Raw genomic sequence first — 17,975 nt, forward strand, 5'->3', positions numbered from 1 at the left:
AATCGCGCCGGGCCACCCTTTCGACGGAGGTATCCCTGTGTCATCGGCGACAGCCACTCTCTCTCGCATCAAGCGCAAAGCCCCACTGCAGAAAACCATTCGAATCCGCAACTCGCTCTCCGAGCGGATCGCCCCCTACGCGTACATCGCGCCCTTCTTCATCATCTTCCTCATCTTCGGACTCTTTCCCCTTCTCTTCACCTTCTACGTCTCGCTGTTCGAGTGGAACCCCATCGGAGAGCAGACGTTCATCGGATTCGGGAACTTTGAGCGGCTGTTCGACGACGGACGGTTCTGGAATGCGCTCCTCAACACATTCGGGATCTTCCTGATCTCGACGATCCCGCAGCTGCTGTTGGCGCTCTTTCTCGCGCACTTGCTCAACCACGCCCGTCTGCGCTGGGCGAACTTCTTCCGAATGGCCCTTCTGGTGCCCTACATCACCTCAGTTGCGGCGACCGCGATCGTCTTCGCGCAGATCTTTGACAAGAATTTCGGCTTCGTCAACTGGCTGCTGGGGTTGGTCGGGCTCCCGTCGGTGAACTTCTTGGCCACGAACTACGGGTCCTGGATCCTCATCTCGGCGATGGTCATGTGGCGCTGGTTCGGCTACAACACCCTGCTATATCTGGCGGGGCTGCAATCACTGCCCCGCGAGATGTTCGAAGCGGCTTCCGTCGACGGCGCGTCGAGCTGGCAGCAATTCCGGTACCTGACGATCCCCGCACTCCGCCCTGTCATCGTCTTCACCGTCATCATGTCCACCATCGGCGGCTTGCAGATCTTCACTGAACCGCTGCTTGTGTCGCCCGAGTCGGGCCTCACCTGCGGCGCTGGCCGGCAATGTCAGACGTTGGCGCTCTTCCTCTATGAGCAGGGCTTCGGCCAATTCCAGTTTGGTTACGGCTCGGCCATCGGTGTCGTTCTGTTCGTGATCGTCGTTCTCGTGTCTCTGCTCAACTTCTACCTGTCCACGCGCACGAGAAAGGCGAACTGATGTCAGATGTGATCGATCAGGTCATCCCGCAGGTGCCGGCCACACCAGAAGCCAAGCCGGCCCGACTGCCCAAACGGCGCGGCACCGGCGGCGGGGTCAGCCGGACCGCGTACGTGTTCCTCGGCATTGCCGTCGTCATATCCGTGTTCCCGCTGTACTACATGTTCGTCATCGCGTCCGCCGGCGCTACGGCCGTGACCTCGATCCCGCCACGGCTGTATCCGGGCACACAATTCTTCGAAATCGCCGCGAAAGTGTTCGACACCGTCCCGTTCTTCGCCGCCCTGATGAACAGCGTGTTCGTCTCGCTCACCGTCGCCATCGTGTCTGCGATCATGTGCGCGATGGCGGGCTTCGCCTTCGCGAAGCTGCACTTCCCCGGCCGGAACCTGTTGTTCCTCATCGTGATCATGACGATGACCGTACCGGCTCAGCTCAGCGTGATCCCGCAGTACTTGATCATTTCCCAGCTCGGCTGGGTCGATACGCTGCAGGCCATCATCGTGCCCGGGCTGGCGAGCGCGTTCGGTATCTTCTGGATGCGCCAACACATGTCCACCACAGTCAGCGACGAGCTCATCCAGGCCGCCGTCCTCGACGGCGCCAATTCGTGGCAGATGTTTTGGGGGATCGCCTTTCCGGTGGTGCGCCCGGCCGCGTTCGTGCTCGGACTGATCACGTTCACCGGAGTGTGGAACGACTTCATGTGGCCATTCATCGTCCTGAAATCGCCGGAGTTGTTCACCGTGCAGATCGCGCTCAAGCAACTGCAGGCCAACCGCACGATTGATGTGGCGCTGGCCATGGGCGGATCGTTCCTCGCGACCCTGCCGCTGCTGATCGTGTTCTTCTTCGTCGGCCGCCGCATGGTGTCGGGGATCATGGACGGGGCGTTCAAGGGCTGATGCTGCACGATATTTCACCCACAACTGCCCTGTCAGGGGGTAGTCCTTCCGTAACCCCCGGTGAGAGTTGGCGGGATCGGTCGCTCCCTGCCGTGGAACGGGCTCGCCTACTCGCCGCCGAACTGACCCTAGAAGAAAAGGCAGGCCAACTCGGGTCCGTCTGGCTCACCGACTCGGCGGACGATTTCGCGCCAAAGCTGGAGGATAACCCCGGCATCGCGTCCAATCCCTTCGAAGGTGGGCTCGGCCAGCTCACCCGCGTGTTCGGCACGGAACCGGTCACTGTCGCCGAGGGAGTGCGCCGCCTTCGCGAGTTACAGGAGCGCGTCGTCGCCGCCAACCGCTTCGGAATCCCGGCCATCGCGCACGAAGAGTGCCTCACCGGTCTCGCGGCCTACGGCGCGACCGCGTTCCCGACGCCCCTCGCCTGGGCGGCGACCTTTGACGAGGATCTCGTCCGCCAAATGGCGGAAGCGATCGGTTCCGACATGCGCGCCTTGGGCATCCACCAGGGTCTCGCCCCCGTGGTTGACGTTGTCAAGGACTACCGCTGGGGCCGTGTGGAGGAGACCCTCGGCGAAGACCCCTACGTCGTTTCGCAACTCGGTGCCGCCTACGTTGCGGGACTGGAAAGCACGGGGATCATTGCGACGCTGAAGCACTTCGCCGGCTACGCGGCATCCCGCGGGGCCCGCAACCACGGCCCCGTCAGCATGGGTGCGCGCGAGTTCGCCGATACCGTGCTGCCGCCATTCGAGGCCGCTCTCCGACACGGAGGCGCCCGCAGTGTCATGACCTCCTATACGGATGTCGATGGGGTGCCGTGCGCCTCCAACCGGCACCTGCTGACGACGCTGCTGCGCGAGCGGTGGGGTTTCGAGGGCACAGTGGTCGCCGACTACTGGGCCGTGCCTTTCCTTTCCGGTATGCATCACGTGGCGGTGGACACTGCCGACGCAGGCCGACTGGCCCTACGCGCAGGGGTCGACGTCGAGCTGCCGCGGACAGTGGCCTACAGCGAGTTGCCGCGCTTGATCCGCGAGGGCGTCGTGGACGAGGGTGATCTCGACCGCTCGGTGCAGCGTCACCTGCAGCACAAGTTCGAGGTGGGATTGCTCGATGGCGCGCCGCTTGTGCCCCTCGATGCCGAGAGCGTCGATCTCGACAGCCCGCGCAATCGGGACATCTCCTCCCGCATCGCCGAGGAGTCCGTGGTGCTGCTGCGCGACGAGGAGGCGCTGGCGCTTCTCGGCTCTGGGAAGATCGCGGTCCTCGGCCCGGCGGCGGATCAGTTCCGCAGCCTCGTCGGATGCTACGCGTTCCCCAACCACGTGCTATCGAAACACCCCGGGCACGACCTCGGCATCAGAATTCCGACGGTGTTGGCAGCGATCCGCGAAGAGTTCGGCGCTGACCGCATACGATTCGAAGCCGGTGCTGAAATCACCTCCGGGCGCACCGATGCCGTCGCTGCCGCCGTCGCGCTCGCTCGCGACAGCGACGTGGCCGTCGTAGTCGTCGGCGACATCGCCGGGCTGTTCGGCGACGGTACCTCAGGTGAAGGCTGCGATGCTGCGGACCTTTGTTTGCCCGGGGGTCAGGACGCGCTCGTCACTGCCGTCCTCGACACGGGAGTGCCGACCATCCTGGTCGTCTTGTCCGGCCGCCCGTATGCCCTCGGCGCCTATGAGAAGGCGCGTGGCATCGTCCAGGCATTCTTTCCCGGAGCTGACGGTGCCGCCGCGGTGGCAGGAGTGCTCTCCGGTCGCGTCGCGACGACAGGACGTCTCCCCGTGCAGATCCCGCGTGACTCATCGGCCTCGACGACGTACCTGCAGCCGACCCTCGGGCTCTCGAACCCCGGGATCACCGCGCTGGACAACACGCCGCTGTACCCGTTCGGGTTCGGGCTCACTCGTGGCGCGATTGTCTACGAAGCACTCATCGCCGCCGCGAACCTGCGGACTGATGGCACATTGGACGCGGCCGTGACGATCCGTAACGACGGCGAAAACACCGTCGAGGTGGTCCAGCTCTACGCGTCCTTCCCGTCGGCGCCGGTGGTTCGCCCGGCCGTACAGCTCATCGCTTACGCCCGGATTCGTATCCGGTCCGGTGCCACACAGACGGTGCACTTCCACCTGGACGCGGCCCGACTGGCGATCACCGGAGCAGACGGCGCGCTTGGGGTCGACCCCGGCCCGCTGCTTCTCATCGCCGGCCCGTCGGCCGCCGAGGCCGCCGTGACAGCCGAGGTGACTATCGTCGGCGAGCGGCGAATGCTCGCAGAGCGTGCGCTGCGCACACCCTGGTCTGCCAGCGAATCGATGAGCTAGCGCCCATTGGGTCCAAGGAGTAGGGCGCACGCGGTTCAAGGCCTTCGGGTGATGGCACCCAGCTAGAAGGAGATAGTCTCCTCTTAGCGGCAATATGGAGACACTCTCCGTCTTGTCCCAGTGAGGTGAACGCAATGCCCAAGATCGAAACAAGCAGGGTTCGTGCCCCGCGGGCCGATGCTCGGCGCAACAGGGATCACATCCTTGGCATCGCCGAGCAGTATTTCTCCGAGCACGGAGTCGCCGGTTCGCTCGATGCGATCGCGAAGCAGGCCGGCGTCGGCGCGGGCACGCTGTACCGGCACTTCCCGAACCGGGAGGCCTTACTCGCCGCATTGCTCATTGCCCGCGACGATGCGCTCGTGTCCCGACGGGACGACCTCCGCAACCGATCGGAGAACGCCGCTGACGCGCTCGCGGGCTGGCTCGACGCCGTTAGCGAGTGGGCCGGTGCATTCGATGGACTACCCGAGCCGCTGCGAGCTGCGACGACGACCAGTCCGTCCCCATTGGCAGTGACCTGCCAGGGATTCATCACGACAACGGATGAATTCCTGCAGGCCGCCCAGAACGAAGGAAGCGCCCGCGGCGAGGTCCGAGCCAGGGATCTTTTCCTCGCCGCGCTGGCCACCAGCTGGGTGCGGGGTGCGGCCATGGCTGACGACGCATCTGCCGCTGCGCTGGCCGCTCTCACCAGAAACGGGTGGGAGTTGTAGCGCCGAGACATACCCGCCTCCAGCGGGCGGCGGGGGACTAACCATCAGAAAAGGGAGCAATATGAAGCGCATTGGAATCATCGGCAGCGGAGCGATCGGGGCAGCGATCGCTCGGCTGGCCATCGCGGCCGACTACGAAGTCATGATCGCGAATTCGCGGGGACCCGAGTCGCTCACGGATCTTATCGACGAGCTCGGCTCCCGGGCACAGGCCGGCGATGTACGTGCTGCAGCCGCCTTCGGCGACATCCCGGTACTGGCCGTACCACTGACCGCTTACACGAACCTCCCCAAGGATGCGTTCGCCGGCAGGACGATCCTCTCCACGGGGAACTACTACCCGTACCGGGACGGTCGCATCCTGCAACTGGACACGCTCGAGATCACGACGGCCGAGTACGAGCAGGAACTCCTCCCCAACACGGTGATCGTGAAGGCGTTCAATAACATTGTCGCCCACCACATCCCTCTCCTCGCCGATTCCCTCCGGCGCACAGCACTGTTGGTCGCCGGTGACGACAGCGAGGCGAAGGCGCGTGTCTCGAGCATCGTGAACACGCTCGGTTTCGACACCGTCGACGCCGGCACACTCGCCGATTCCTGGCGCTTCGAACCGGAGTCCGGCGCCTACACGGAGATCTACGCCGCCAGCGCGGACGGGTTCAGAAGCGATTATCTCGCCGACCGCGGCGCCCCTGTTCCGGTCGATCGCCTGCGTGAGCTGCTGGCCGTTTCGCATCGCCCGGATGTCGCGGCGCGACAGTATTGACGCAGAAGTGCCGAGCTTTAGGTTCACTGACTCCGAGGGCGCGAACGTGCTCGTGCACAGGATCATGAGAAGAAGATGCTCACACTCGCCGACGCAACTAGGGAGCAACTCCGGTTGACGGAATGTCGAATAGCAACGTAGGTTGACAACATGGAGTCTTCACAGATCGCGACGGTGGCAGCCGACACCAGCGACCCGAGAGCGGGGCTGCGGGCAGTGGCGTCGTTGCGCTTGCTCGCGGACACCTTAGAACTTCGGCAAGTTGAGGCCGCACTACGCGCGGGTATGAAGTGGCAGGACATCGCTGACGCGCTCGGGGTATCCAGGCAGGCCGCCCACAAGAAGCACGCCAAACGCGTTGACCCCACGATCCCGATCCTCCGGAGAAACGCATGAAGAAGTTGGTTGGCGCCGCTCAGACCAGTCAAACCCTCTCCCTTGCCGCGATGGAAGAAGCGTCCCGGCTGGGGCTTCGCGAAGCGGACATCGAGCATCTGTTCCTCGCCCTCGTCATTAGTGACCAAACTGCCGGACGCGCCCTGCGCAGCATGGGTATCAACCTTGATGTCGCCCGTCGTGCTGTCGAGGAACAGCACGAGGCGCAACTGGCCTTGCTCGGCGTCGACGCGTCATTCCCGGGGGCCGGACGGATCGTGTTCCATGAGACCGGCGGGTATGAGTGGAGCAAGCGGGCCTATGACCTCATTGCCCGCTCCGGTGGCAAAAACAAGAATGGCGACGCCGCCGCCGTGCTCCGGGAGCTCGTCGCAGAGCCCAGCGGACTCATCACCGGCATCCTGCACCGCCTCGGCACGACATCCGACGCTCTACTCGAAGGTCTCACACAGATCGACGAACTTGACGAGCAGACCGCGCCCACCGCAGCGAGGGCGAAGGGATCAGTCTCCGGGTCGACGGAGACGTTTGTCCCCGCGCCGGTCGAGGAGGTGTGGGAGTTCCTCGCAGACCCGACGCACATCCACAAGTGGGAGATGAGCGTTGGCTCCATCGATCACTCTGGACAGGACGCGGTGCTTGGCATGGTCTGGCAGGGGCACGCCCCCACACGTCGCCCGGACGGGAAGCCGGTGAAGGTGAGGCCAGAGTTCCGTCGCCGGTCCGTTGAGCTTGTCCAAACTCACCGACCGGATCGGATCGCATGGCGCTTCACCTATCCCGATACTTCCCGGAGCCGTCCGATCCTGACGGAGTTCATCCTGGCAGCAACGGCGGGTGGCACCCAGATCACGATCACGACATCGTGGTTTCGATACTCGGGTTGGCGGCGGCTCGTCGGATTGCCGCTGCGACCCGCCCAGAAGTTCCTCGTATGGATCACCCTATTCCAGACGGGCAGCGCGATCAGCCGAGCATTCCGTTGAGCCGCGCAAGAGTCGCCAGCAAGCACTGAGATTCACAGAGCCGCGAGATAGGTCCGGTCAGCGCTCTTCAGCCGCGGCCGGCCCACGGGTCGTAGTCGACTTCCAAGGGGCCCTGGACGGGGCGGAGCGCCTCAGGCACGTGCTGCAGGTTGATGCGTATCCGGTACCAGAGCGAGCTCGCGCCGCGCATGCTGTCGACGAGCACGTCTGCGGGCTCGAGGGACGCGACGACATCCGGATGCCGTGATCTCCAGGCGTCGAGGCCGGCGATGGCCTCCTCCTTGGTCTTGGCCCGGGCGATCTCGACGAGCGGCATGCTCGAGCGGCGGCGACCGGATCCGTCGGGTGCCGACGGCGCCTTCTCGGCGGGCCCGAGCCGCTCGGCGAGAGCCAGCAGCGCATCGAGACTGCCTGCTGCGTCGTCGATGCCGGCGGCGACATCGCCCTGGTCGGCGAACCTCTGCAGCACGGTCGCGACCGTGAACTCCTCGGGGCGGCGGGTGCGCACCTCATCCCAGCCGAGCGGGGTCGATACGCGGGCATCCGGCAGGGCGCGCACCGAGTAGGCGGAGGCGACGGTGCGGTCCTTGGCGTTCTGGTTGAAGTCGACGAACACGCTTTCGCCGCGCTCCTCCTTCCACCAGTGTGCGCTCGCCAGCCCGGGCGCCCGGTTCTCGACCTCGCGGGCGAGGGCCTCCGCCGCGAGCCGCACTGCGCGGTAGTCCCAGCGGGGTTCGATCCGCACGTTGATGTGGAGGCCGCGTGAGCCGCTGGTCTTCGGCCAGCCGACGAGGCCGTGGTCGGTGAGCACGTCGCGCACCACGAACGCGACGTCGACGATCTGCGGCCAGTCGACACCGGGCATGGGGTCCAGGTCCACGCGCAGTTCGTCGGGGTGATCGAGGTCCCACGCGCGCACGGGATGCGGGTTGAGGTCGATGCAGCCGAGGTTGATTACCCAGGCGAGCGCGGCGGCATCCGTCACCACGACCTCCTCCGCCGAGGTGCCGGATGCGTAGTGCAGGGTGGTCGTCTCGATCCACGACGGCCGCGACTCGGGTGCCCGCTTCTGGAAGAACGCCTCCCGGTCGATGCCCTTCACGAAGCGCTTGAGCACCATGGGGCGGTCGGCCGCACCGCGCAGCGCGCCGTCGGCCACCGCGAGGTAGTAGTTCACGAGGTCGAGCTTGGTGAGCCCGGGCTCAGGGAAGACGAGCTTGCCGGGATGACTCACCCGCACCTCCCGTCCGTCGATGTCGAGGGTGGTCGCGTCGTCCTTGGCCGCGTTCATGATGGCGATGCTACGCGCGGCACCGGCGACGGGGGAGGTGTTGCCCGTGAGGAGAAGATGCGCGTCGCCGAGCGCGGCGGGCACCACCGCGCGGTCGGGAGGGCGCCGCCTCGGTCGATTCGCGACCGAGGACCTCCTCGGCGGACTCGAGCTTCACAGCGGGCGACGCACCGGGTGGGTCGAAGCCAGTTCGGGATCGAGTCCCTTGCCGGATCGAGTCTCGCCGAAGCTTGCCCGCATCGCCCTAGTCACCGTGCGGCACTCTTCGTGGTCTCGACTTGGCTCCAAAGCGGTTCAAACGGTCATCATTTACTTATCTGGGATCATCTGCATCGCCGCAACCACCAGTCGCCGCAAGGTGTCCGGTGGAACGCCGTCGTGCGCCCGTATTGCGAGACCGTCGACGACCACAGTGACGGCGTGGGCGAGCGCGAGCGTGTCGGTGCCGGCGGGGATCTGCCCATCTCGGATGCCGAATTCGAGTTTGGTTTGAATGCAGCGCACTCCGTCCTCGCCGATAGCTGCAAGCGCGCGCGCGACATCGGTGTCGCGCTCTTTCAAGCTGACGCTGGACAGGGTGACCAGACATCCGAGATGGGTCCCCGGCGCCGAGATCACGTCAACGGTGTCGTCGAAGAATCGACGGAACGCGGTTAACACGTGCGTTTCCCGTTCGAAGGCGTCCCACACTGGTTGCCAGTAGGTGCGCTCGTAGTAGTCGACGACGTCGAGGAACAATTGCGCTTTACTGCCGAACGCCGCGTACAGGCTCGGCGGGTTGATCCCGATGCCCGAGCACAGCTGGCTCACCGAGGTTGCCTCGTAGCCATGCTCCCAGAACACGTCCATTGCGGTCTCAAGGGCCTGTTGTTCGTCGAAGCCACGGCGTCGCCCGCGGGTGGTGTCTCGCGGCATCGTGTTGGACATGGGCACCTTCCGAAGAGTTGACTATTTACTGTAGCGATCACTACAGTAACATTTGTAGCGACCGCTACAGAATGTGTTGAACGCAAGGAGTGCAGATGTCCGAGAAGACCTACGTGCAGGAATACAACGCGGTGCTGGACACACTGTCCAAGTACATCGAGGGCTGCGCGAAAGCCGACAGCTCGATCATGCGGCCGGCCTTCCACGCCGACGCGGTGATGTTCACTACTGCCGACTCCGCAGTGACGCGTGTGCCCGCTCACGATGCGTTGTTCGACGGAATCGACAACGACTTCAAGCCGTCGAACCCGAACTCGGCGGTCATGACAGTGGACATCGTGGGCGACGTTGCCAGTGCGCGGGTCGACACCGACGACCTCGACGGGTTCCGTTTCAGCGACTTCTTCCACCTGCTCAAGGCGAACGGTGAGTGGCAGATCGTGGCGAAGACCTTCTACACGCACTCCACCCCTACGAGCTAGTCGCACCAACACACCATCAGCTTTTCGCTAGCAGTTTTTAAGGAGCTCTCTTGTCTGCAACCCTTCTCGAGCCATTCACGATCCGTGGGGTGTCCTTCCGGAATCGCATCGCCATGTCGCCGATGTGCATGCACTCCGCGACCGCCGCGGGAGTCGCCACCGACTTCCACGTCATGCACTATGGATCCCGTGCCCTCGGGGGTGCTGGACTGGTGATGACCGAGACCGCAGCGGTCGCCCCGAACGGCGCGATCGGTCCGGGCGACCTCGGGATCTGGGATGACGCGCACATCCCGAACCTCCGCCGCATCGTCGACGCCGTCCACCTGGTCGGCGGCCGGATGGGTATACAGATCGGCCATGCCGGCCGTCAGCTCGGCCTCCCCGAGCTGACCGCCGTCGCCCCGTCCGCGATCGCTTGGGGACCGGACTCCCGTGTCCCCGAAGAACTGACCCAGGAAGGTATCGCGGAGATCGTCGAAGCGTTCCGGGCCGGCGCTGCGCGCGCGACGGAGGCGGGGTTCGACGTCATCGAGGTGCATGCAGCCCACGGTTACCTGCTGAATGAGTTCCTCTCCCCGATCTCGAACAAGCGCACCGACGAGTATGGGGGAGACCATGCCGGGCGATATCGCATCGTCCGCGAAGTCCTGCACGCCGTCCGCGCCGTGTGGAGTGGTCCGCTCTTCGTCCGGATCTCCTCGACGGACTACGTCGAGGGTGGCAATACCCCGGAGGACTTCGTCATCTTCGGCACGTGGATGAAGGAGCAGGGGGTGGACCTCATCGATGCCTCCTCCGGCGGCACCGCACCCGTCAAGGTGTCTTCGTTCCCAGGATTCCAAGTTCCCGCTGCGGAGTTCATCCGACGAGAGGTCGGTGTTCTCACAGGCGCCGTGGGGCGTATCGAGACTGGCCAGCAGGCCGAGGACATCCTCCGCAATGGACGTGCTGACTTGGTGTTCATCGGCCGCGAGATGCTCAAGGACCCGTTTTGGGCCCGCACTGCCGCCGATGACCTCCGGCGTCCGATCCAACCACCCGCGCAATACACCCGGTACGGCTCTGTCTGGCAGCGCACCCAGCCTCCGCTGCCCGCAGCCCCGCTCGGCGACACGGTCGCTGCGTAGGATTCACCGCGCTGTAGCGCGGAGCTGTGCCCCGCCGTTTCACCGCTGCAGAGAGCGTGGGAACGGCGGGGCAGACTTCCCAGGTCCTACAGCGCGGTGAATTCCAGCAGTAATGCGTGTTCCGGGTTAAGGGCGGGCATGGGCAGTCCTACCTCGGCCAGGAAACGGCCGCTCGCAACGGCGCCGTCGGCCAGCCAGGCCGGGGCGCGGACCTGCGTGAACGTGTGCGAATAGTCGGCGTCACTCGGAGTTGGGAAGACGGCCTCCACCCGGTACTCCCGGTCCGGTTCCAGGCCGGGGATGGAGATCCGTCCCGGTTGTTCCGCGAAGGCGGTGCGTGTGCTGACCAGAGCGAACAACGCAGCCGTGTCGTGATCCGTCTCGTCTGGGGCCACCACGCCGTGGAGCATGAGGGAGTCGTCGGCAACGTCGGCGCGGACCATGTGTCCGGAGTGGATGAGGTTCCGATGCTTTTTGTAGAGGGCGATGAAGCGCTTGAGTTCCTCCCGTTCTGCGCCCTGAACGCTGCGGACGTCCCATTCCATGCCGAAGTGGCCGAACAGGGCTGTGATGGCGCGGAATGACAGGTCGTGCGTACGCGCGGTGGTGTGCGATGTGGTGGGGCCGATGTGCCCACCCACCAGTTCCGGAGGAACCACCACGCCGGTCCAGCGTTGGATGGTCTGGCGTTCCAGCGCGTCGTTGCAATCGGATCCCCAGATCCGGTCGGTGCGTTCCAGGATGCCCAGGTCCACGCGGGCGCCGCCTGAGGAGCAGCTCTCAATCTCGACTCCGGGATGCACCTTGCGGAGTTCGTCAAACAAACGGTAGGCGGCGAGGGTCTGTTCGTGGACGGAGGAGCGGCCGACATGACCGTGTTCCAGCAGATCGCGATTCTGGTCCCACTTGAGGTAGCTGATGTCGTTCTCCCGCAGCAGCGCATCCATGCGGTCGTAGATGTACTGCCACGCATCCGGATTGACGAGGTCGAGGATGTGCTGTTGCCGCCACTCCAGCGGCAGCCGGCCGCCGTCCTTGTAGCTGTGAATCGAGGGCCCGGCGATCCATTCCGGATGGGCTCGGACAAGATCGGAGTCGAGGTTGACCATTTCCGGTTCCACCCAGAGACCAAATTCCATGCCACGGGAGGTGACGGCCTCGATCAGTGGCGTGAGGCCATCCGGCCAGAGGTCCTCGTCCACGTACCAGTCGCCCAGGCCGGCGCGGTCGTCGCGGCGTCCGCGGAACCAGCCGTCGTCGAGGACGAAGCGTTCAACGCCGAGTTCGGCGGCTGACTCGGCCAGGTCCAGGAGGGTGGGCAGGTTGTGGTCGAAGTAGACCGCTTCCCAGACATTCAGCACCACCGGTCGCGGTTTACCGGCGGGCAGGCCGGTGGCGGCGGCGGGCAGCACGTGGTGCGGACGGGAGCGGAACCAACTGTAGAAGGCCTCGCTGATTCCATCGATGCCGCGGCCGGAGTACGCCGCGAAGAGCGCCGGGGTGGTGTAGCTGCCGCCGGGTGCGAGGATGACTTCGGCGGGACCGAGGAGTTCGGAGCCGCCGATCATGGTGCGGCCGTCGCCGATGCTGTCCGCGAACTGCTCGTGGTTGCCGCTCCAAGCCAGGTGCGTGGCCCAGACCTGTCCGTGGCGGTTGCCGAATCCGGCGGTGCCGGCGGCGAAGAGCAGTGAGGAGTCGTGCCCGGTGCGGCCGTGGCGACCGGTGCGGACCCAGGTGCCCTGCTGGATGGCGCGGCGCTGCGGGTGGCGCTCCCGGCACCAGCGTCCGGTGAGGTCAAGGAGTTCGGTGGCGTTGGGTGCCACCGGGAGGACGGTTGCCAGTTCGTCGAGCTGGTAGGGCGACGTGCCGGAGTTGGTGACGGTGTGGCGCAGCTCCAACAGGCCGCCGTCATGCAGGGTGAGGGCGGAGGAGACAGTGAGGCCGGCGCCGGGATCGGACTGGACGATGACAGCGGAGTTGCCCTCGGTGCTTACAGTTTCGACGCGGAGGCGGGCCGAGAAGTCCAGGCCGGAGACACCGTCGGTCATCCGGTGGCCCCGCAGGGCAGGTCGGCCACGCCAGCCCGATGAGGCCTGCGGCAGGAGGCCCGCTGGCACTGTGGCGTCGATGGATGACGGCGGGATAGCGGCTGTGAGGATAGCGAGGTCCGGCAGTGTGCTGCCTAGATCTGCGCCCCAGTGGAGGACCTCGGCCTCTCCAGTGTCGAAGCTAATCACCAGGCTGGTGCCGGCGGACCGGAGGTGGAGCGGTTCCATTAATGATGTCCTTCTGCGGGTATGTATTTAGAGGATGGGCTGCGCGCCGCGGGGATGTGATGATGCCCGTGGCGCGCAGCCGGTAAGCGGATGGTCCTACTCGAAGAGGGCGTTGACCTTCTTGTTGACCTCGGTCAGGCTGCTGGCGTCCTTTTTGCCCGACAGCACAGCGTCCATTGCCGGGACCATGAGGCCATCGACCTTCGCCGCGTTCTCGGAGATGGGGAAGAGGATGGTCGTGCCGTTCTCCACATGGGTGGTGAAGGCGCTGACGTCGATGCCCTTGGCTTCGAAGGCGGCGGCGGCCTTCTCGGAAGAGGACTTGATGGCGGGGAAGACGACCCCCGTGGAGGCGACGACGTCCTGGCAGTCGGCCGAGGCGAGGTGTTCGACCCACTTCAAGGATGCCTCAGGGTTCTTCGTGCCGGCGTAGATGGAGTCGGCCAGGCCGTTGAACATGCTGGCGCGCTTGCCGTCTGGTCCCGTCGGGGTGGGGGCGATTCCGGTTTCGATGCCCTTGTAGCTGGTGTACTGGCCGATCATCCAGGATCCCTGGGTATTGATGGCGGCTTTCCCGGCGCCGAATGCATCGGCAACGCTGGCGCCCACGGTGGTCTCGAGCTTGGGCATGTAGCCCTTGTCGGCGAGGCCCGCCCACCACGCGATGGTGTCCTGGAACCGGGGATCGTCGTAGTTGAACTTCGTGCCCCACGGATTTTTGTCCGTGTGGGTCCAGCCGGTGGTGCCGGTGAGGAAGCTCCACTGGGTCTGGCCCTGGCCACTACCGGAGCTTTCCAGGCCGAGGCCGTAAACGGCCACCTGGTTCTTGTCGAAGCCGGCCTCGTCGCCGCGCTTGCCGCTCTTGTCCACGGTGAGGTGCGCGATGGCCTTTTCGTAGCTTCCACCGTCCTGCGGGTTCCAATCCAGGTTCCCGAGCTGTTCCTCGGTGTAGCCGGCGTCCTCGACAAGGTTCTTGTTGTAGAACATGGCTACGGTGTCCCAGTCCTTGGGCAGCCCATAACGGTGGTCGTCCTGGCCCACCCACAGGTCAGCGAGACCCTCGTTGTAGATGTCCAGGTCGATCCCGTCCTTTTTGACGGCGTCGTCGAGGGGCAGGAGCTGATCATTGGCGGCGTATTCCGGGTACTTCGACAGGTGGTTGACGAAGACGTCGGGGGCGTTCCCGGCCACGAAGCCGTTGCTCAGGGTGGTCCAGTAGTCGCCCCAGCCACGTTGGGTGATCTTGACTTTGATGTCCGGGTTGGCCTTGGTGAAGTCAGTGGCGCACTGCTTATAGGCGGGGAGCTGGTTGGAATCCCACAGCCAGTAGTTGATTTCCCCACTGGTTTCACCGGGGGTGGCGGCGCAGGCGGAGAGGGAGAGGGTAAGCGCGACGGCTGCGGCGGCAGCGACGGCGCCGAGGGTTTTTTTCATGATGGACCTTTCGAAAAGGGCATGAGGTTGCCCGGATTGGGTGAGGAGGGTGAGCAGCGGGACTAGCGGTCTATTTGATGCCGGAGAATCCGATGGAGTTCACCACCTTCTTTCCGAAGGCGAGGAACAGGATGAGGATGGGCACTGCCGCAACGAGGGTGGCGGCCATGAGCCCGGTCCAGTCCGGGGCGCCCTGGGGAGACTGGGACTTGAAGATGCTCAGGCCCAGGGTGAGTACCCGGATGCTCTCGTCGTTTCCGACCAGCAGTGGCCAGAAATACTCGTTCCACTGCCCGATGAATGTCAGGAGCGCGAGCGTGGTCATGGGTGCGACGGCGTTGGGCAGAACGATTTGAAAGAAGATACGTAGGCTCTTGGCGCCGTCGAGCATGGCCGCCTCCTCCACTTCGCGGGACATGCTCATGAAGAACTGCCTGAGGAAGAAGATGGCGAATGCGGACATGAACAGGAAGGGCAGTGTCAGGCCGGCGAACGTGTTCAGCAGACCCAGGTTCTTGATCATGAGGAAGTTGGGCAGCGCGGTGAAGATCCCCGGAATCATCAAGGTGGCCAGGAAAACGGCAAAGACCTTGTTGCGTCCGGGCCAGCGGAGCCGGGCGAAAGCATAGGCGGCAAGTGCGCTGAAAAAGACCTGGCATGCGGTCGTCACAGTGGCAAAGAGTATCGAGTTGCGCAGGTACAGCCAGAAGTCGATGGCTCCTCCGGAACCTCCATCGGCGATGGCCTCTTCCGTGGTTTGCAGTCCAAAAACCCGCTTGAAGGCGCCCAAGGAAAAGTCCGCCGGCAGGAGGTTCGCGGTGTTGGATGCCAGCGAATGGTTGCTGGAGAGGGCCGTGCGGAGCATCCACAGGAACGGGAAGATGGTGACGACCAACGCCAGGACAATGAGGGTCCACGCGCCGACGCGGTGCCAGTCGACGGGTTTGCGGGTGGTCAGTGTTTGAGTGCTCATGGCTGGGGCTCCTTAGTCCAGATCCGATTCGTTGCCCCTGAGGAACTTCATTTGGATGAAGGCCACGAGTGCGAGGATCACGAAGAGAACGACGGACAGGGCGGAGGCGTAACCGAAGTCCGATTCGCCGAATGCTTTTTGGTAGATGTACATCTGGATGACGCGGGTGGCATTGACCGGACCGCCGCCGGTGGTGACCGCGACAGTGTCGAAGACCTGGAAGGACCCGATGACGGTGACCACCAGGACCAGTGCCAGGACTGGGCGCAGGAGCGGCATGGTGATGCTCCAGAACGTCCGGGTGCGGGAAGCTCCGTCCAGGGAGGCCACTTCGTAGACGTGGTGGGGGATGGCCTGGAGGCCGGCGAAGACGAGCAGCGCGGTGTAGCCCATGTGGCGCCAGACGTTGACGAAGGCGATGGTGGGGATGGCCCACTGCTCGCTGCCGAAGAACGCAACGCGGGGAAGGCCCAACCAGCTGATGACCTCGTTGACGATGCCGATCTGGTAGTCGAGCATCCAGAACCACAGCAGGGCGACGATCACGTTGGCCACCAGGAAGGGGAGCAGCAACGCGGCACGGATGAACGTGGATTTCGCCACGCTCTGCATCAGCAGCGCCAGGCCGATGGCAATGACGATCTGGAAGACGATGTTGATTGCGACGTACTGGATGGTCACCGCCATGGCGTTCCAGAACAGCTCGTCCGCGAAAATCGCCGTGTAGTTGTCGATTCCAATCCACTTCGGTTCACCGAGGATGTTGTACTCGGTGAAGCTGAGGTAAATGCCGCGGATGGTCGGGACCAGGGAAAAGGCAACAAGGCCGATCATCGCCGGGAAGATGAACAGCAGCGCGATCCTGAGCTCACGCAGTTTGGATGGGCCACGACCCCGCTTAGAAAGCTGCGGCGCCTTGAATGTTGGGGCGGGTGGGTGCTTGGTAAGGGTGGTCATCTTCGTTCCCTCTCCTATGAGGTAGACAGCAAGTGACCGTCACTCTACGCGCGTAGTTTCGAAAAGCGCAATAGATTTCTTGAAAATCAGACGCCGTGGAGTGACCGACGAAATCGAGATTGACGCGCGTAGATTTCTCACGCATACTCTTTCCCATGACTTCTTCAATTGGAATCGTTGGCGCGGGACAGTTCGCAGGCGTATTCGCCAAGCTCTTCGCTGCCCACCCCGGCATCTCAGACATCTATTTCACCGACCTCATCAGTGAGCGTGCGGAGGCCCAAAGCACCAGCGCAGGTGCGGCAGGAACATTCGACAGCTTCGAAGCATTGCTTGAAAGCGACGTAGACGCCGTGGCGATCTTCACCCAGCGCTGGACCCATGGCCCGCTGGTGCTGCAGGCGCTGCGGGCCGGCAAGCACGTCTACTCCGCTGTGCCGATGGCAATCTCCGAAGAGGAGATCGCGCAAATTATTGACGCCGTCCGGGAGACCGGGCTGACGTACATGATGGGGGAGACCAGCTACTACAACCCGGCAACCGTCTTTGCCCGCAAGAAGGTTGCCGAGGGCGCCTTCGGTCGGATCTTCTACGCCGAGGGTGATTATGTCCATGACATGGACCTCGGCTTCTACGACGCCTACGAGTACAGCGGCGGAGAACACTGGAAGCGCACCGCCAGCTACCCGCCCATGCTCTACCCGACTCACTCCGTGGGCGGGGTGCTCGGAGCAACCGGCTCCCACGCCGTCAGCGTCAGCTGTATCGGGGTGCGGGACGAGCGCGGCGATGGCGTCTTCGATCGCGAGATCAGCATGTTTGCCAATGACTTCTCCAACGCCAGCGCCCTGTTCGAACTTGCCGGCGGCGGGTCGATGCGCATCAACGAGTTCCGCCGGGCGGGCTACCCTTCCCACCTGCGCGAGAGCCGCTTCCGCTACTTCGGTACCGAGGCCAGTTTCGAACAGCTCGCGCTGGTCAGCGTCTGGCAGGACAAGCACGCCGTGACCGACGTCAGCGACCAGCTCGAAACCCAGGCCACCATGGACGCGGATGACCCCATGTTGGCCGACGTGGCGCCGGCATTACGCGATGCCTTTGTTTCCGGCATGGCAGCGGTGCACGACGCCGAGAGACTGCCGACAGAGTTCCGGGGTCTGCCCAACGGGCACGAGGGCAGCCACCACTTCCTCGTGGACGACTTCGTCACCGCCATCAACACCGGCACCGTGCCGCCGGTCAACGCCTGGGAGGCGGCCCGCTACACGCTTCCCGGCATCGTTGCCCACCAGTCGGCCCTGCGCGGCGGCGAACGCCTGCCGGTTCCCGATTTCGGCGACGCCCCGGCAGAGATGCTCCGCCCGGTACTTCGCGAGCCCGCCAAATGAAACGCCGATAGC

16 protein-coding genes are annotated in these 17,975 nt (G+C 64.4%); 10 read left to right on the forward strand and 6 right to left on the reverse strand.

Going from position 1 to position 17,975, the window contains the following annotated elements; genetic code table 11:
• Positions 1 to 37: 37 nt before the first annotated feature.
• The 7 genes from CXY76_RS13220 to CXY76_RS13250 all read left to right on the forward strand — a co-directional run bounded on the left by CXY76_RS13220 (position 38) and on the right by CXY76_RS13250 (position 7,105).
• Complete coding sequence (locus CXY76_RS13220) at positions 38 to 997, forward strand: carbohydrate ABC transporter permease (protein WP_233199833.1); 960 nt, start codon at positions 38 to 40, stop codon at positions 995 to 997.
• Complete coding sequence (locus CXY76_RS13225; RefSeq protein ID WP_104165225.1) at positions 997 to 1,902, forward strand: carbohydrate ABC transporter permease; 906 nt, start codon at positions 997 to 999, stop codon at positions 1,900 to 1,902. Before CXY76_RS13220 ends, CXY76_RS13225 begins: the two co-directional genes overlap by 1 nt.
• A 92-nt stretch (positions 1,903 to 1,994) precedes the next feature.
• Entirely contained in the window at positions 1,995 to 4,238 is a 2,244-nt protein-coding gene (locus CXY76_RS13230; RefSeq protein WP_233199834.1) for a beta-glucosidase, read from the forward strand.
• A 134-nt stretch (positions 4,239 to 4,372) separates the two neighbouring features.
• Entirely contained in the window at positions 4,373 to 4,954 is a 582-nt protein-coding gene (locus CXY76_RS13235) for a TetR/AcrR family transcriptional regulator (protein WP_104165229.1), read from the forward strand.
• Between the two features lie 61 nt (positions 4,955 to 5,015).
• Positions 5,016 to 5,723: an NADPH-dependent F420 reductase gene (locus tag CXY76_RS13240; protein WP_104165231.1), complete on the forward strand. Its 708-nt coding sequence runs from the start codon at positions 5,016 to 5,018 to the stop codon at positions 5,721 to 5,723.
• 150 nt (positions 5,724 to 5,873) lie between these two features.
• Positions 5,874 to 6,119 (forward strand): hypothetical protein, encoded by a 246-nt coding sequence (locus CXY76_RS13245; RefSeq protein WP_104165233.1) that lies wholly within the window; start codon positions 5,874 to 5,876, stop codon positions 6,117 to 6,119.
• The gene (locus CXY76_RS13250; protein WP_104165235.1) at positions 6,116 to 7,105 is read left to right on the forward strand and encodes an SRPBCC domain-containing protein; all 990 of its coding nucleotides are present in this window, start codon (positions 6,116 to 6,118) and stop codon (positions 7,103 to 7,105) included. Before CXY76_RS13245 ends, CXY76_RS13250 begins: the two co-directional genes overlap by 4 nt.
• Before the next feature lie 67 nt (positions 7,106 to 7,172).
• Here the strand turns inward: CXY76_RS13250 and CXY76_RS13255 are convergent, their stop codons facing one another.
• Entirely contained in the window at positions 7,173 to 8,396 is a 1,224-nt protein-coding gene (locus CXY76_RS13255) for a DNA polymerase domain-containing protein (RefSeq protein WP_104165533.1), read from the reverse strand.
• A 309-nt stretch (positions 8,397 to 8,705) separates the two neighbouring features.
• Positions 8,706 to 9,323: a TetR/AcrR family transcriptional regulator gene (locus tag CXY76_RS13260; protein WP_104165237.1), complete on the reverse strand. Its 618-nt coding sequence runs from the start codon at positions 9,321 to 9,323 to the stop codon at positions 8,706 to 8,708.
• 95 nt (positions 9,324 to 9,418) lie between these two features.
• Between CXY76_RS13260 and CXY76_RS13265 the strand changes: the two genes are divergently transcribed.
• Together CXY76_RS13265 and namA are read left to right on the forward strand one after the other, a co-directional pair.
• Positions 9,419 to 9,805 carry a nuclear transport factor 2 family protein gene (locus CXY76_RS13265; protein WP_104165240.1) on the forward strand — a complete coding sequence of 129 codons (387 nt, stop codon included), beginning with the start codon at positions 9,419 to 9,421 and terminating at the stop codon, positions 9,803 to 9,805.
• A 50-nt stretch (positions 9,806 to 9,855) separates the two neighbouring features.
• Complete coding sequence (gene namA, locus CXY76_RS13270; RefSeq protein WP_104165242.1) at positions 9,856 to 10,935, forward strand: NADPH dehydrogenase NamA; 1,080 nt, start codon at positions 9,856 to 9,858, stop codon at positions 10,933 to 10,935.
• An 86-nt stretch (positions 10,936 to 11,021) separates the two neighbouring features.
• Here the strand turns inward: namA and CXY76_RS13275 are convergent, their stop codons facing one another.
• From CXY76_RS13275 to CXY76_RS13290, 4 genes are all read right to left on the reverse strand, one after another.
• Entirely contained in the window at positions 11,022 to 13,211 is a 2,190-nt protein-coding gene (locus tag CXY76_RS13275; RefSeq protein ID WP_104165245.1) for an alpha-galactosidase, read from the reverse strand.
• Positions 13,212 to 13,307: 96 nt separating this feature from the next.
• Positions 13,308 to 14,645 (reverse strand): sugar ABC transporter substrate-binding protein, encoded by a 1,338-nt coding sequence (locus tag CXY76_RS13280; RefSeq protein WP_104165247.1) that lies wholly within the window; start codon positions 14,643 to 14,645, stop codon positions 13,308 to 13,310.
• A gap of 70 nt (positions 14,646 to 14,715) precedes the next feature.
• Entirely contained in the window at positions 14,716 to 15,618 is a 903-nt protein-coding gene (locus CXY76_RS13285; protein WP_104165250.1) for a carbohydrate ABC transporter permease, read from the reverse strand.
• 12 nt (positions 15,619 to 15,630) lie between these two features.
• Positions 15,631 to 16,575, reverse strand: coding sequence for a carbohydrate ABC transporter permease (locus CXY76_RS13290; protein WP_104165252.1), 945 nt, complete (start codon positions 16,573 to 16,575; stop codon positions 15,631 to 15,633).
• Between the two features lie 155 nt (positions 16,576 to 16,730).
• Here CXY76_RS13290 and CXY76_RS13295 point away from each other — a divergent pair, with 155 nt between their 5' ends.
• A complete protein-coding gene (locus tag CXY76_RS13295) occupies positions 16,731 to 17,963 on the forward strand; it encodes a Gfo/Idh/MocA family protein (RefSeq protein WP_104165254.1) in 1,233 nt (410 codons plus the stop codon).
• The last annotated feature ends 12 nt before the right edge of the window (positions 17,964 to 17,975 follow it).

Source organism: Cryobacterium sp. N22 (assembly GCF_002929555.1).
Taxonomy (GTDB): domain Bacteria; phylum Actinomycetota; class Actinomycetes; order Actinomycetales; family Microbacteriaceae; genus Cryobacterium.

What these genes read in the sequence shown, in the direction of transcription:
- CXY76_RS13260 (WP_104165237.1), bottom strand. Translation starts at nt 9,323, where the DNA reads ATGTCCAACACGATGCCGCGAGACACCACCCGCGGGCGACGCCGTGGC.
- CXY76_RS13240 (WP_104165231.1), top strand. Translation starts at nt 5,016, where the DNA reads ATGAAGCGCATTGGAATCATCGGCAGCGGAGCGATCGGGGCAGCGATC.
- CXY76_RS13290 (WP_104165252.1), bottom strand. Translation starts at nt 16,575, where the DNA reads ATGACCACCCTTACCAAGCACCCACCCGCCCCAACATTCAAGGCGCCG.
- CXY76_RS13275 (WP_104165245.1), bottom strand. Translation starts at nt 13,211, where the DNA reads ATGGAACCGCTCCACCTCCGGTCCGCCGGCACCAGCCTGGTGATTAGC.
- CXY76_RS13250 (WP_104165235.1), top strand. Translation starts at nt 6,116, where the DNA reads ATGAAGAAGTTGGTTGGCGCCGCTCAGACCAGTCAAACCCTCTCCCTT.
- CXY76_RS13225 (WP_104165225.1), top strand. Translation starts at nt 997, where the DNA reads ATGTCAGATGTGATCGATCAGGTCATCCCGCAGGTGCCGGCCACACCA.
- CXY76_RS13265 (WP_104165240.1), top strand. Translation starts at nt 9,419, where the DNA reads ATGTCCGAGAAGACCTACGTGCAGGAATACAACGCGGTGCTGGACACA.
- CXY76_RS13280 (WP_104165247.1), bottom strand. Translation starts at nt 14,645, where the DNA reads ATGAAAAAAACCCTCGGCGCCGTCGCTGCCGCCGCAGCCGTCGCGCTT.
- CXY76_RS13245 (WP_104165233.1), top strand. Translation starts at nt 5,874, where the DNA reads ATGGAGTCTTCACAGATCGCGACGGTGGCAGCCGACACCAGCGACCCG.
- CXY76_RS13285 (WP_104165250.1), bottom strand. Translation starts at nt 15,618, where the DNA reads ATGAGCACTCAAACACTGACCACCCGCAAACCCGTCGACTGGCACCGC.
- CXY76_RS13295 (WP_104165254.1), top strand. Translation starts at nt 16,731, where the DNA reads ATGACTTCTTCAATTGGAATCGTTGGCGCGGGACAGTTCGCAGGCGTA.
- CXY76_RS13235 (WP_104165229.1), top strand. Translation starts at nt 4,373, where the DNA reads ATGCCCAAGATCGAAACAAGCAGGGTTCGTGCCCCGCGGGCCGATGCT.
- CXY76_RS13255 (WP_104165533.1), bottom strand. Translation starts at nt 8,396, where the DNA reads ATGAACGCGGCCAAGGACGACGCGACCACCCTCGACATCGACGGACGG.